Origin of the sequence: Priestia flexa (assembly GCF_021441905.1) — a bacterium.
In the GTDB taxonomy this organism is placed as follows: Bacteria; Bacillota; Bacilli; order Bacillales; family Bacillaceae_H; genus Priestia; species Priestia flexa.
In genome coordinates this window covers 2,320,021-2,334,124 of sequence record NZ_CP090431.1, presented here as the reverse complement: position 1 = coordinate 2,334,124, position 14,104 = coordinate 2,320,021, and the positions used below count along the sequence as shown (strand labels likewise).

Below are 14,104 nucleotides of genomic sequence, written 5' to 3'. Positions count from 1 at the left end.
GATATTTTCATGGGAGCTCTTTTATATCAAATGGGACATAAATTAAATGTAGGACGACCGATTCGTATACATTAAAAACGTGCTGTAGTAGACTGAAAAGTAAGAGTTAGCGACATTGGAGGGGAAATAATGTATACGGTATTTTCAACATTTGATGTACCTGATGAAAAGGCAGAAGAAGTCATCAACATTTATCAAAAGCGATCAAGGAAAGTCGATCAAGCTCCTGGTTTTGTGGATTTTCAGCTGTTACAAAATGATAAGCGTGCAGGAGAGCTGACGGTGCAGCTTACATTTGAAACGAAAGAGTCTTATTTAAAATGGGTGCGAAGCAAGGAATTCAAGGAAATTCATGAGCTTGAAAAGAGATATCCAGATCAAGAATTAGCAGCGGTCATTCCGAGCATACGTCAATATAAGGTTGTGGCTACATGACAAACCTTCCTGTAAATAAAATTGTAGAAAAGGTAACAGAACAAATTTATGAGCAAGAGCCTACGCTTTTACAAAAATTTGGTGAACGAGGGAAGCAAAAGTGCATCGAGGACAATCACTACCACATGAGATATTTACATACGTCATACCTGCTTCAAAATGAAGCTGTGTTTAGCGATTACGCCTTATGGTTAAATAGTTTGTTAACGAGTCGAGGCATGAAAACGAAGCATATCATTGATAATTTTATCCTTATTGAAGAAGTTCTTTTGGAACTAGCTGGAGATAGTGACGAACCAGCTAAATCGTACATCTTATATTTGCGAGCGGCGAATGAAGTGTTACGAAGAGAGGAGAAAAATGATTCGATTACTGACGAAAAATGATGCAAGACAATACGTAAAGCTAAGGCTTGAATCGCTTTTGGAAAGCCCAGCTGCCTTTTTAAAAACCTATGATGAAGAAGCTAGCACTCCTCAATTAGAAGAAGAGATGGGAGAGAAACTAGTGAAAGAGCATTTTTACACATTCGGTTCATTTCGAGGTGAACAGCTTATAGGAATGATTACACTTCAAGCAGAACAGCCTTTAAAAATTCGCCATAAAGGTAACCTTTTAGCAATGTATGTAGCAAAAGACGCACGAGGAAAGGGAGTTGCAAAAGAGCTTGTGCAAGTTGTGTTGGATAAAGCAAAACAATTAGGACTTGAACAGCTGCAGCTCACCGTTGTTTCAACGAATAAAGAAGCAATCGCGCTATACGACTCGTTTGGGTTTGTGACCTATGCGGTTGAACGAAATGCACTAAAGTATAAAGGACAGTACTGGGACGAAGAGCATATGGCTTTATCATTAAGATAAGCTTCATAATGTTGATAGTAAATCATTGATTTTTAGGAGCTACTTATATGGTTATATACAAAACAAGCCCGCATTAAAGAATGAAGCGGGCTTGTTTTATCTATATAGAAGTAACAGTAGAATAATGGTGTACCTTTAACAAATTAAGATTGAGAGAGCTCTTTTTGTCCTACTTTTTTGATTAAGACAAATCCGATAATGACAGCAAAAAACGCAAGAATCATGATGCTAGCAAATACCGTATGAATACCGACAAAGAGATGCCCTTGAACAGAAGCTAACGTATCAGGATCTACCTTTTGGTGCTCAAATGATGAATTAATCATTGAACTATCACCGCCGTTTGCATTCACTTGAAGGTTAAAAAGAGTACCAAATACGGCAGCTCCTAAAGTCTGGCTAAATGTATTCGTAAAGGTATTTAAAGAAATAGCTGTTCCACGTTTTTGTTGTGGTACAGAGCCTTGAATAATTAGCATGAGTACGGGCGTAATAATTCCCATACCTAGGCCGAGAATTCCAATTGAAGCATAAATGGACCAATCAGATGATTCCTGTGTTAATGAAAATAAAAAAGACGTTGCAATCAATAAAAAAATTGTTCCAAGCGTAATGACATATGTAGGTCTTAGCTTTGCAACCAGATGCCCTGAGAAAATAGAGGCAATTGTCCAACAAACTGGCATTGGCATTAACATAAAGCCAGCAGCTGTTGCGCTTTTTCCGAGAATTCCTTGCGTGAATAAAGGAAGGTATACTGTAATGCTAATTAGAATACCGCCCATAAATAGTGTTAAAAAGTTAACGGTTGTAATGGTAGAATTCGAAAAAAGATTGAGCGGTACAAGCGGTTCAGGAGACCTTTTTTCAATCCAAATGAAAAGAATGAATAGTACAAACGCGCTGCTAAACAAACCAATAAGTAAATCATCTGTCCACTGCTGTGTTTGGCTGCCTGTTAAAAGTGCATAAAGTAAAGCGATAACTCCTAATGAGAAAGTAACAGCACCTGGGTAATCAATATGTCGTTTTTCTTTTTGAATTTGTTCTTTATAATATTTCACAATCATAAACAAGGATAAAAGACCGAATGGAACGTTTAAAAAGAAGATGTAACGCCATGACAGCGTATCAACTAAAAATCCTCCTAATAATGGACCAATGACGCCAGAAACACCCCACACAGCGCTAATCCACCCCTGTGCTTTTACACGAGCTTGAGCTTCTTTATTTAAGTCGCCAATGATGGTCATTGTAATTGGCATAACTGCTCCTGCACCCAAGCCTTGAAAAGCACGAAAGATGATGAGCTGTGTCATATTCATTGCCATTCCACAGAGAATTGATCCAATTAAAAAGATAATAATACCAACTAATAATACGCGTTTGCGTCCGAATAAATCAGCAAGCTTTCCATAAATAGGCGTTGAAACAGCCGTTGCTAACATGTAAATTGCATAGACCCAGCTCACTAGTTCAATACCTGATAGATCACTTGTAATTCTAGGCGTAGCGGTACTGACGATCGTTCCTTCCATCGCTGCTAGTGATGTAACGAGCATGAGTGCAATCATAATTTGTTTTTTCATAGAAGCAGCCTTCCTTTCTTAAATAACTCCAAACTTTTACAGTATATCTTATTTAATATTATTAAACAATAAAGCTATTAAAAAATAACCAAGCATTCGAATTGTATGCTTGGTTATTTTGCAAGAAATCGTTTCCGCTTATAAATGAATTTGCCTATATAATAAAGTGCAACGGTTAAAAGAACAACCCCTGCAATGACGTATTCATTAATCATATCTGATAATAATCCTGCTGATAAAAGAGATAAGATGGTGAAGTAAATGAGGTTACCCGATGCCGTCCCCCATAAAAACTGCTGAAAGCGAATAGAGCTAACGGCGGCTACGAAGTTAATAAGACTAGTCGGAATGAACGGGAAAACTCGTACTTGAAAAACGTAGCTTGTTCCGTTTGCTTCAATTTTTTCAAGTAAAGAAGGCTTTATTTTTTTTAATAATCCATCCTGGAAAACATAGCGAACCATTAAAAAGACGCAAGCTGCTGCTAGCATACTCGTAAACCAACTCCAAATCAATCCTAGTTCGAATCCTAATAGATTTATGTTAATGGCAATGATTAATACAAGTGGAATCATGGTAAACGCATTTTGCACAAGCATGGCAACTAGCGTGAACAGCAGTGTTATTAGTAAGTTTTCTTTTAAAAAGGCTGTTATCTTATCCATATCACCAGTGCGAATCGAATTAAATAAATCAGTATTAGTAATACAAATGATTAATACAATAGCGACTAGAAAGAGCAATCCTGCTTTTATCCACGTTTTAATTTGAAATCACCTTTTTCATTTGTTAAGTTAACAAACAGTAAATAGGCTTTTATTATATCTTAGCTCTCTGAAAATGAACATTAATTTACTATGGAAGGGAACTAAACTTACATGAATAAGTAGAGAAAAGGTATGATACGATAGGGTTAATAAAATAAGCGGGAGACAAGTATGAAGGACACATATAAAGATTTTGCTGAATTATCAAAGTTTGAACGAGCTGAAAAGGATTATCGAATTAGAACACAAGCAACCTCATCTGAACTGCTAGTGCTAGCCATTCACGGTGGGAGAATTGAGCAAGGAACATCGGAAATGGCTATTGCTATTGCAGAGAAACAAAATAGCTATTATCTGTTTGAAGGGATGAAAAGTGCTCAAAATCGTAAACTGCATATTTCATCTTCTCATTTTGATGAGCCTACTTTATTATCTATGTTGAAAGAAGCAGAATATGTTCTTAGCATTCATGGATATAAGGAGACAAAGAAGAAGCATACGCTAATCGGTGGGTTAGATGAAGAGAGAAAGAAGTGGGTATACAAGGCGTTGAGAGATGCGTCGTTTAGTGCTGAAATTGTTGGTCAAGACCACTTGTTATCAGGTACGCACAAGCATAATGTTGTGAATAAAGGAAAGCGAGAAAAAGGCGTCCAGCTTGAAATTAGCTATCAAGAAAGAGACAGCTTTTTTCTAACAAAAAACCAGTATACGAATTCTTTTTATCGCTATGTAGCAGCAGTTCAATTGGCATTTGTAGAAAACGGCACACCCTAGGATGTGCCGTTTTCTTGGCCCGAGCAAATGCTTTGTAAATAATCACGAATAACAGCTTCAACTCTGTCGCTAGTTACTCGATCTCTGTCAAACATTGCGTGCAGTGCTAGCCCATCAATTAAAGCATAAAGCTTTTCTGATTCCAGGTCAGTGTTTATCTTTTCTTTTAATACGTTTTCATTTTCTAGGTAAAGCATAATTTTTTTCATACCGGAGAAAATTCCATCATCAATAGGTCCTTGATTTTTATGTTTATGATGAGCTGTGAAAGTAAGCCAAACCTCCATTTCAGCCATTTTTTCATCATTAGTTGGAACGATCTCTAGCAGCATTTTTAATACTTTTTCCTGTGGAGGAAGGTCCTGTGAAGCAATTGAAACAATTCGTCGCTCAGCTTGTTCTTTAACTAGTTCCATGGCATAAGCTAATAAGTCATCTTGGGAAGAAAAGTAGTGACGCAAGGAGCCAAGTGATAAATTTGCTTCCTTCGCAATATTTCTAACGGTAGTACCTTCCATTCCTTGCTTTAAAATAACTCGCCATGTTGCTCTGGCAATTTGTTCTTTTCGTTTTTGATGATCAACTAATTTTGGCATGAATTTATTGTAGCAATAAAAAAGACAAGTTGCAATTTTACAATACAGTTGTATTAATAAAAAAGAAATGCTAAAATGGATTTAAATAATACAACTGTATTAAAAAGAGGGGTGGAGGCTTGAATTTTATTGCTTGGATGATTGTAGGGTGTGAAATTGCTTTTTGGATTGTTATTTTGTTAGGGTTAACAACACGATATATAGCTAAAAAAGAAAAGATGGGTTTTTTCCTTTTAGCACTAACGCCGGTTATTGATTTGATCTTATTGCTTGTTACTGGAATTGATTTATATAATGGTACGAAAGCGACGACTGTTCATGGTATTGCAGCCATTTATATTGGAGTATCGCTGGCATTTGGTAAGAGCATGATTAAATGGGCAGATGAGCATTTCTTATATTATGTGATGAAGCAGGGGCAAAAACCAATCAAACGTTTTGGAAGAGAGCACGCTAATCATGGGCTAAAGGGATGGTTTCAACATTTAGTTGCGTATGGAATAGGAGCTGGTCTTTTAGGTGCGCTTATTTATCTATTAAATGATTCACAACAAACAGAAGCGTTAAGCGGTATACTGCGAATATGGTCTTTAGTTTTAGCCATCGATTTGTGTATCACCATTAGCTATTTTATCTGGCCAAAAAAGATGAAAGAAACAATTAAACAGTAAGCTGTCCAGTGCTCACTTGTAGGTGAGCATTCTTTTTTGATGAAAGTAGGATAATAGGATGTATTTCGGTTATTTGAAAATTTTCAACTTATTTACACTGATATCCTTTATAATAGAGAACGTTAGAGAAATGATAGATAAGGGAGAAAGAGAATGGACATTTTAAGTGCAGAGTTTTTGTCAGCGCTTCTTGCTATTATTATTATTGATTTAGTTTTAGCTGGCGACAACGCAATTGTAATCGGTTTAGCAGCAAGAAAGTTACCCAAACATCAGCAGAAAAAAGTAATCATTTGGGGAACAATTGGAGCAATTGTTATTCGTATGCTTGCAACATTAGCAGTTGTTTGGTTATTAGAGATTCCAGGTTTACTTTTAGTTGGAGGAATTTTATTAACGATCATTGCGTACAAGCTCTTGGTTGAAGATCAAGATCATGATGTAAAAGCTGGAGATAGCATGTGGGCTGCAATTCGTACAATCATTATTGCAGATGCATTAATGGGGTTAGATAACGTATTGGCAGTTGCCGGTGCAGCACATGGAAGCTTTTTATTAGTAGTACTAGGGTTGTTAATTTCAGTTCCTATTGTGATGTGGGGAAGCACGTTAATTTTAAAATGGGTAGAAAGGTTTCCGATTATTATTACAATTGGAGCGGCAGTACTAGCTTGGACCGCTTCTAAAATGATTGTTGGCGAGCCGTTTCTAAAGCCTTATTTTGAAAATGGTTTCGTTAAGTATGGTTTTGAAGTGTTAGTCATTGCTGTAGTTATTGGAGCAGGGAAAATGAAACAAAGGAAAGCACAAAAGCAATCTGTAGAAGAAACTATTGAGAAGGCTCAATCTTTTTCTAAGTAGAACCGAGCTTATAACCCAAACAAAAAGAGGTGCATTTGGCACCTCTTTTTGTTTGGGTTGAATTATAGGCTTATGAGATGTCCGTACTTTTTAGCATAGCTTTATAGATAAGCTTTGTTAATTGCTCGGCACCTTCTGGAAGAAGATGAACGCCATCCTTGGTAAAGTATTCTGGATGATTGGCTCCTAAAGTATGCCAATCAACAAGCATCACGTTTTTAGATTCTTTTGCTGCTTTTTCTAACTTCTCATTTACTTCTGTTTCCCATTGTCGTGGAACTCGTGCATTGATGAGATACACATCTGCTTTTGAGAACTGCTTAAGTAGTTCATCTAGCTGTTTTTCTGTAAAGTAACCATTCGTACCAAGTTGAATAATAACTGCACTAGAAGGTTCGTTAAACTGAGCATAGTTCTTTGCGACGTTTAACGCTTCTGATAGCTGTCGACCAACTTTGCCATCAATTACAATATTAGGATAAGTTTCTTGCAGGGGGTCAGCTAAGTTAAGCATGACTGAATCACCAATTGATAGAACTTGAGTATAGGAAGGTTCCTTTGCCGATGATTCTTTTTCTTTCAGATTGTTATCCTGTGATATTGGCTTTGCTGTTGTTTCAATATGAACGGCTTCAGGCTGTTTGCTTTCTGTTTTTTTAGGTTCTAAAATCCCCGTAACGCCAAGTGTAAACAATAAGAAAAAAATAACAAATACTATAGGCGCAGCAAATTTTAGATGAGAACGAAATGTAGCCGACGGTTTGAATGTTGGCAGTGTTTGCCTAAAGAAGGTTTTGAAGCCTTCTTTTCGTATAGGTTGTTCAATAAATCGATAAGAGATTTCTGCGATGAAGCATGTCGCTATAACTTGTAAGCTGATATGTACATAATTGAACTCACCAAATTCAGTAGTAGGTGTTGTTAATGTAATAATAGGGTAGTGCCATAAGTAAATGCCATACGATCGTGTACCAATCCATCGTAACGGCTTAAAAGATAGTAGTTTACCAATTATGCTACTAGGGTGTGAAATCGTTGCGACGAGGACAGCGGCATTTAAACTAACTAAAAGCATACCTCCTCGATACATTGATGGGGCAAATTCATTTAGTAATGAAGTGCATAAAAACACTAACAGCAAGCTTGTAAGGCCAGTAACGTTTAAAATGAATTTTCCTGTGCTTGGGACATTTTTAGAAGATAAGCGATAGAGTGGCCAAACAAATGCTAAGCAACATCCAATTAGCAATTCGAATGATCGTGTATCAGTGCCGTAATAAACGCGACTAGGGTCCATACCTGGTTCATATAGAGCTCCCATTAATAGTGCAGACACTAAGGCTCCGCAGCTTATAATGAAAAGAACAGTCTTTTTCTTCCTTGTAAACCGCAGTCCAATTAGCAATAAAAGTGGCCATATGATATAAAATTGCTCTTCGATTGCAAGTGACCATAAATTTTTTATGGGAGAAGGTGATTGAAAGCTATCAAAATATGAAACATCTTGAAAAATAAACCACCAGTTACTTACATAGAGCAATCCTGCTATCGCATCCCCTTGTAAAGTAGATAAAAGAGATGGTTTGAATAAAACCGTCCAAGCAACTACGCATACAACCATGAAAAAAGCTGCAGGAAACAACCTTCGTATTCGGCTTTTAAAAAACGAAGGAAGGAGCAGTTTTTGGTGCTCGTCATATTGTTTCAATAAAATAGATGTAATTAAATATCCTGATAAAACAAAGAAAATGGACACGCCTAAGAAGCCGCCGCTTACCCAACTAAAGCCATAGTGATATGCAAATACAAATATAACAGCTAGCGCTCGAAGTCCATCTAATCCATGAACATATCGATGCTGTAGCTGAGTGTTAGCCATATTAAAGACTCCTTTACAATCTAAATTGTTATACGTATGTAAATAATATTTTGGTGAACCCAGAAAAATGACTTTTGAAAAGTTTAGGATAAACCACAAGATATATGGTACAAAGAATTATTTTACCCATAAAGTATTTTTTACCATATTGTCATAAAATGCAATACTTTTAGAATGAAAATATTTTTTTGTGTAAAAGAACCGGACGTACCTTTGGTAAACCTGGCTCTTTTTTTGAATTTATAAAGGAGAGCGCACGGCTCTGTCTGCATTTATTCTACCATAAACCCAATTTGTTCCTGTACCTATTATTGGGTCACACGTATTTTGAATGACTGTACGGATTTGAGACGAGCTGCGCCCTTGAGCTGCTAATAATGCTGCTAATACAGCTACGTGAGTGCCGTGGCCATTAAAGTCATTTGTGTCAGTATTGTTATCAATAAAGTTATAGCCGGGAACTAATTTTAATGCGAGGTCAGGGTGGTTTGGCTGGACGCCTCTATCAAGTATTGCAATTCTAATGCCAGCATTGCTTTGAGTAACATCCCATGTAGAAGGAACACTTACTTTTTGAGGTCTGTATTGAAAGGAATAAAATGAATCATTTGGAATATAGGAAGCTTCAAACACGTAGTTTTGCTCTGCGTATTCAACTTCATCGAGTTCCGAGTATATTTTCATCATCTTATTAATATTCTTGGCTGTAGTAACTACTTGAAAGCCTAATGTTTCACTACAATATGAAGCTTCACATTTATATTTTTTATGAATTGAAGCGATTGTATTCTCATCAACGTTGTCATTAAATTTAACAATAAATTGATCTTGAGCAAATATTGATTGTTTAACCTTTAAAGCTTGTACCAATTTTTTAACTACAAAAAACAAAAGCGTAATTACACAAATTGAACCCGTAGTTAATGCAATCCATCGCGCTGCAGATACTCTCTTATCAAGAGAGTTGTGTACCCTAAGTCCCATTCCACTAGTTTTTTACTTATTTTTGGAACGAACAAAAAAATATCCGGACGATTGCAGGTTAGCAACCGTTCGGATATTTCATTGACTGAAATACTATATCCCAGTCTTCATTGGTCTCATTATATCTTAATTTCTTTAATAATTCGTGCAGGATTTCCACCAACGATAGCGTTTGGAGGAACGTCTTTGGTCACCACGGCTCCTGATGCAATAACTGCATTATCGCCAATAGTAACGCCTGGATTAATGACAGCGCGACCGCCAATCCAAACGTTATCCCCAATGACAACGGGCTTGCCGTATTCCCTACCGCTGTTACGTTCAACGGGGTCGAGTGGGTGAGTAGCTGTATAAATGTGAACACCTGGTGCTAGCATACAGTTATCACCAATCGTTACAGGGCAAATGTCTAAAATTAAGCAATCGAAATTCGCATAGAAGTTTTCTCCTACATGAATGTTATATCCGTAGTCGCAGCGGAAAATAGGTTCGATATAAATATTTTCCCCAGTCGAACCAAATAGGTCTTTTATTAAACTCATGCGATAAGTATCATCTGTTTCAACTGCTTGGTTAAATAATCTGGTTACTTTTCTTGCATGAGTGCGGTCTTTGATCAATTCAGCATCTCCTGATATGTACATTTCTCCTGCAATCATTTTTTCTTTTTCTGTTTTCATTTTTTATTCTCCCTACCCTTTTTATTTAACGTTTTCATATCGTAGTTTAGCGTAAAATTCGGCGTTCGTTAAGTAAAGTAGCTAAGAATCCACTAGCTTTTTCTTTATTCGATCAATAACAAAAAGGAAAAGAGGCAGAACAAAGCCGATTGTGCCTGTATAAAAAGGAGAAGTAGTAAGCGTGTAAGTTCCTAAAAACGGACCGCTTGGCACAAAGATATTGGAAGAAGCTAAAAACAATAATCCGATAGGTAGGGTTAAGAAACGATATGAACTTAAGTTAAATAACTGCGCTAATCCTAAGTTTAATACAAACAACAAAATGCTAAGCTTGAAGAAAATTGAAATAAACCAAATTATAGCGACAATTACTTCAATGCGGGTTATGAAATTTGTCACATTAATTTCTTTAGCCAATAGGTAGGTAGGAGAAAGACGAGTAGAAGTTTGATTTACTCCTAAAACTAAAATGCAAAGAAAGATAATGATAATTAAAAAAATACCGCCAATCAATGTACCAATATAAACAGGTGTGCGTTTTTTATTCGTCCATTTAACATAAGGAAAAATCATTAAAAAAACAACTGTATCCAAAAAAGGAAATGTCAAAAAATGCACTGTGGAAATGAAAATAGGTCGGATACCCGTAGTAAATAATGGTTGAAAGTGATCAAAGCTAATTTGTTTAATAAGAAATAATACGAGTAAACTAAAGAGAGCAATGACCCATGGAAATAAAATTTCACCAGAACGTGCCAAAACCTCAAGTCCTAAGCGAACGCCAAACAACGATACGCTTAATACAAATACATAAATTGGAACAATTGGGGTTTCAGGCATAACTTGCGTAATGATAAAATCACCAATATTATAAAGTGTTAAAGAACCTGCTACTAAAGGGAAAGTTAAAAAAATGATAGAAAACAATTTGCCAATCCATTTGCCGAGAATTTCTTCGGTGAACTCAGTAAATAGCATTGTTGGATATCGTCTTCCTAGTGCTATGTATAAAGGCATAATACCCAAAGCGATGATTAGCGTTAAAATACTTGTAATCCAAGCATCTTGTTTTGCAATTGAAACAATGATAGATGGGATAACTAAAATAGCACTCCCAATTATATAAAGGCTAAGTAGCACGATGAATTGTTTTTCAGAGATTTTGACATGTTTTAGCACGCTGGAAAGACCTCCTATACAAGGCATATTGTTCTTCAAGCCTTATATGCTCGTTAGTATGCCTAATTCGACGTTACTTATGAATAATGAGAAAAAAAGTAAAAGCAGAGCCAGCATTGGCTCTGCTTTTGAGGAAGTGTAAATATAACTCTTACTTTAAAGCCCAGTGATAAATAGCTTCAGCAACACCATCTTGGTCATTGGTTTTAGTTATCCAGTCAGCTGCTTCCTTTACGACATCTTGCGCGTTACCCATAGCTACGCCTACTCCAGCTTCTGTAATCATTGCAATATCATTTAGGCTATCACCCATAGCCATTACTTCGTTCATTGACAGATTTAAGCGTTCACAAACGGTACGAAGTGCTTTTGCTTTATTGATGCCAAGAGCGTTAATTTCAAGATTTGTTGGGCTAGAATTTGTAATTTCAAGATTTTTGTTTTTAGTTAATGTATCTAAAACTAATTTGCGCGTATCATCATCATGAATATCATAGCCAAACTTTAGCCATTCATGATTAGTAATATCCGTTGGAAACTCGTCCCTCCATACCTTTTCACTCGTCACAGCCCAAAAAGTTAATTTATGCTTTTGTTTTAAATCCCACATTTCTTGTATGTAATCTGGTTGTAGAATCGTGCGCTCAATTAAATTTCCTTCACCGTCCCAGATTTCACTCCCATTTACATTAATAATATAAGAGGAAAGCTTTAACGACTCAGCAAATTCAATACTAGTTGGGCGCGACCGTCCTGTACTTAAAACCACATGTATTCCTTTTTCTTCTGCTTGTGCTATAGCTTTTTGATTACCTTGTGAAATTTCACCTTCTGTATTTAATAGTGTGCCATCCATATCAAGAGCAATTAACTTAATTGATGGTTTATCCATAGTGCTTCACCCTTTCAAAAATGCTTTTTCTACTTTAAGCATAGCATGAACAAACCTTTTAAAAAAGAAAGGTGCTGAGTAAAGGATAGACCAAATGACTCATTTTTCAAAAAAATGAAAAAGTTAATTGACGAATACGAAAGGGCTTTTCTATAATTTTCTAGAAAAGAAATTCATCTTTTGTAGAAAATTGCAAGCGATTGCATAAAAAGAAAGATGAAGGCTTCTAACAATAATAAGGGGGAAAAGAGATGGGGAAAAGTTTTAAAGTGCTGTTAGCATTCATAATGAGTATAGCAATTATATTTACAAGCTATACAAGTACTCACGCAGAAGTCAAATCAGATTACAAGCTGTACGTTATGGCTCCTTTAGGAGAAATTACGGATTGGGATCAGTTTGAACGTCAGCTTGTTCAAATGAAGAAGAATGGAGTATACGGCTTAACAACAGATATTTGGTGGGGAATTGTTGAAGCTAAGGGAGATAATCAATTTGATTGGTCTTATTATAAAAAGTATGCCAGCGTTGTTGAAGATTCAGGCCTGAAATGGGTTCCTATTTTATCCACACATCAATGTGGTGGTAACGTAGGAGATGATTGTAACTATCCAATACCTAATTGGCTGTGGGAAAAAGATGACATAGAAAGCATGGCATTCAAAAGTGAAACTGGGTTTGTTAATAAAGAAGCATTAGCACCTTGGTGGAACGGAATTGAAAAGCAGTATGAGGAATTATATCGCTCGTTTGCAAAAAACTTTGCTAATTATGATGATATCATTAGTAAAATTTATTTAAGTGGCGGACCAGCAGGAGAATTACGCTACCCATCGTATCAGTTTGCAGACGGATGGGACTATCCAAAACGCGGTCAGCTACAAGCATATACAGAAGGTGCAAAAGAAGACTTTAGAGATGAAATGAAGAATCAATATAAAAATATTAAAAATCTTAACAAGGCGTGGGGAACATCATTTAAGAAGTGGAATGATATTGAACCTCCAACTGACGGAGATACTTTCTTTACAAGCGGTGAAGCTTACAAAACTATATATGGAAAAGATTTTATGAAGTGGTATCAAGGGGCTCTTGAAGATCATCTTCAGACAATCTCAGAGCAAGCACATAAATACTTTGATCGTACGTTTGGCGTAGAAGTTGGTGCGAAAATTTCTGGTGTGCACTGGAAGATGAACGATCCTGAAATGCCACATGCTGCTGAATACAGCACAGGATATTATAATTATGCTAAGCTTCTAGACCAATTTAAAAAATCAAATATGGCGTTAACGTTTACTTGCTTAGAAATGGGAGACCAAGATGCACAAACATCTCCTTACTATAGTGCTCCAAAAACGTTAGTGACTCAAATTGCTACATTAGCAAACGAGCGTAATCTTTCGTTAAACGGAGAAAATGCGCTTCCTATTATTAATAATGAATGGGGATTTGACAATGCATCTGAGATGGTATTTAACTATGACTTTGATGGTTTTACGCTTCTTCGTATGACGTATTTATTTGACGAGGCTGGGCATCCGACAAATGAACTTAAGATGTTGAAGGATAAGCTTGCGCTAAAGCCATTACCAGTTACGTTTAAAATGGAAGGTTTACAGCTAAAGAAAGGTCAAACGCTTCATGTAACAGGTAATCGAGGAGAGCTAGGTCGTTGGAATGCAAGCAACTATAACTATACGTTAAAACCAAAGCGAGACGGTAGCTTTGAGGGAACATTTGACTTAGCTGCTGATCGTCAGTATGAATTTAAGTTCTACATTAAAGATCAAAATGGGAAAATCATTTGGCAAGATGGTGAAAATCAAAGCTACAACACACCAGCAACGGGAAAAGGACATTACGTAGCAACTTGGTAATAAAATTGAAACAGCCGCTTATACGAATAAGCGGCTGTTTTGTATGATAGATG

15 protein-coding genes are annotated in these 14,104 nt (G+C 36.4%); 7 read left to right on the top strand and 8 right to left on the bottom strand.

Going from position 1 to position 14,104, the window contains the following annotated elements; all coding sequences use genetic code 11:
• The first annotated feature begins 129 nt into the window (after positions 1 to 129).
• Genes LZP85_RS12075 through LZP85_RS12065 form a run of 3 tightly spaced genes read left to right on the top strand, consistent with a single transcriptional unit; the run spans position 130 to position 1,296 of the window.
• Positions 130 to 435, top strand: a complete 306-nt coding sequence (locus LZP85_RS12075) for an antibiotic biosynthesis monooxygenase family protein (RefSeq protein ID WP_076512778.1) — start codon at positions 130 to 132, stop codon at positions 433 to 435.
• Complete coding sequence (locus LZP85_RS12070) at positions 432 to 821, top strand: globin family protein (RefSeq protein WP_076512779.1); 390 nt, start codon at positions 432 to 434, stop codon at positions 819 to 821. The genes LZP85_RS12075 and LZP85_RS12070 overlap by 4 nt, the downstream gene beginning before the upstream one ends.
• On the top strand, positions 796 to 1,296 hold the full coding sequence (locus tag LZP85_RS12065) for a GNAT family N-acetyltransferase (protein ID WP_025910841.1): 501 nt from the start codon (positions 796 to 798) through the stop codon (positions 1,294 to 1,296). The genes LZP85_RS12070 and LZP85_RS12065 overlap by 26 nt, the downstream gene beginning before the upstream one ends.
• Before the next feature lie 143 nt (positions 1,297 to 1,439).
• On the opposite strand, the gene LZP85_RS12060 is transcribed toward LZP85_RS12065, so the two are convergent.
• The gene (locus LZP85_RS12060) at positions 1,440 to 2,885 is read right to left on the bottom strand and encodes an MDR family MFS transporter (RefSeq protein ID WP_025910843.1); all 1,446 of its coding nucleotides are present in this window, start codon (positions 2,883 to 2,885) and stop codon (positions 1,440 to 1,442) included.
• A gap of 113 nt (positions 2,886 to 2,998) precedes the next feature.
• Positions 2,999 to 3,628, bottom strand: coding sequence for a TVP38/TMEM64 family protein (locus LZP85_RS12055; protein WP_062687128.1), 630 nt, complete (start codon positions 3,626 to 3,628; stop codon positions 2,999 to 3,001).
• A gap of 195 nt (positions 3,629 to 3,823) precedes the next feature.
• Here LZP85_RS12055 and LZP85_RS12050 point away from each other — a divergent pair, with 195 nt between their 5' ends.
• Positions 3,824 to 4,429 carry a poly-gamma-glutamate hydrolase family protein gene (locus LZP85_RS12050; protein ID WP_025910845.1) on the top strand — a complete coding sequence of 202 codons (606 nt, stop codon included), beginning with the start codon at positions 3,824 to 3,826 and terminating at the stop codon, positions 4,427 to 4,429.
• Here LZP85_RS12050 and LZP85_RS12045 read toward each other — a convergent pair.
• A complete protein-coding gene (locus tag LZP85_RS12045; protein ID WP_025910846.1) occupies positions 4,426 to 5,025 on the bottom strand; it encodes a TetR/AcrR family transcriptional regulator in 600 nt (199 codons plus the stop codon). The two genes, LZP85_RS12050 and LZP85_RS12045, sit on opposite strands and share 4 nt — an antisense overlap.
• A gap of 119 nt (positions 5,026 to 5,144) precedes the next feature.
• Between LZP85_RS12045 and LZP85_RS12040 the strand changes: the two genes are divergently transcribed.
• Positions 5,145 to 5,696 (top strand): hypothetical protein, encoded by a 552-nt coding sequence (locus LZP85_RS12040; protein ID WP_062687133.1) that lies wholly within the window; start codon positions 5,145 to 5,147, stop codon positions 5,694 to 5,696.
• A 153-nt stretch (positions 5,697 to 5,849) separates the two neighbouring features.
• Complete coding sequence (locus LZP85_RS12035) at positions 5,850 to 6,557, top strand: TerC family protein (protein ID WP_076512781.1); 708 nt, start codon at positions 5,850 to 5,852, stop codon at positions 6,555 to 6,557.
• Between the two features lie 70 nt (positions 6,558 to 6,627).
• On the opposite strand, the gene LZP85_RS12030 is transcribed toward LZP85_RS12035, so the two are convergent.
• The 5 genes from LZP85_RS12030 to LZP85_RS12010 all read right to left on the bottom strand — a co-directional run bounded on the left by LZP85_RS12030 (position 6,628) and on the right by LZP85_RS12010 (position 12,171).
• Entirely contained in the window at positions 6,628 to 8,436 is a 1,809-nt protein-coding gene (locus LZP85_RS12030; protein WP_119543135.1) for an acyltransferase family protein, read from the bottom strand.
• Between the two features lie 240 nt (positions 8,437 to 8,676).
• A complete protein-coding gene (locus tag LZP85_RS12025; protein WP_119543136.1) occupies positions 8,677 to 9,420 on the bottom strand; it encodes a S8 family serine peptidase in 744 nt (247 codons plus the stop codon).
• A gap of 119 nt (positions 9,421 to 9,539) precedes the next feature.
• Positions 9,540 to 10,100 (bottom strand): maltose O-acetyltransferase, encoded by a 561-nt coding sequence (gene maa / locus LZP85_RS12020; RefSeq protein ID WP_182840836.1) that lies wholly within the window; start codon positions 10,098 to 10,100, stop codon positions 9,540 to 9,542.
• Positions 10,101 to 10,181: 81 nt separating this feature from the next.
• Positions 10,182 to 11,279, bottom strand: coding sequence for a GerAB/ArcD/ProY family transporter (locus tag LZP85_RS12015; protein ID WP_182840837.1), 1,098 nt, complete (start codon positions 11,277 to 11,279; stop codon positions 10,182 to 10,184).
• Between the two features lie 151 nt (positions 11,280 to 11,430).
• On the bottom strand, positions 11,431 to 12,171 hold the full coding sequence (locus tag LZP85_RS12010; RefSeq protein WP_025910856.1) for a Cof-type HAD-IIB family hydrolase: 741 nt from the start codon (positions 12,169 to 12,171) through the stop codon (positions 11,431 to 11,433).
• 251 nt (positions 12,172 to 12,422) lie between these two features.
• Between LZP85_RS12010 and LZP85_RS12005 the strand changes: the two genes are divergently transcribed.
• Positions 12,423 to 14,051 (top strand): family 14 glycosylhydrolase, encoded by a 1,629-nt coding sequence (locus LZP85_RS12005; protein ID WP_119543137.1) that lies wholly within the window; start codon positions 12,423 to 12,425, stop codon positions 14,049 to 14,051.
• The last annotated feature ends 53 nt before the right edge of the window (positions 14,052 to 14,104 follow it).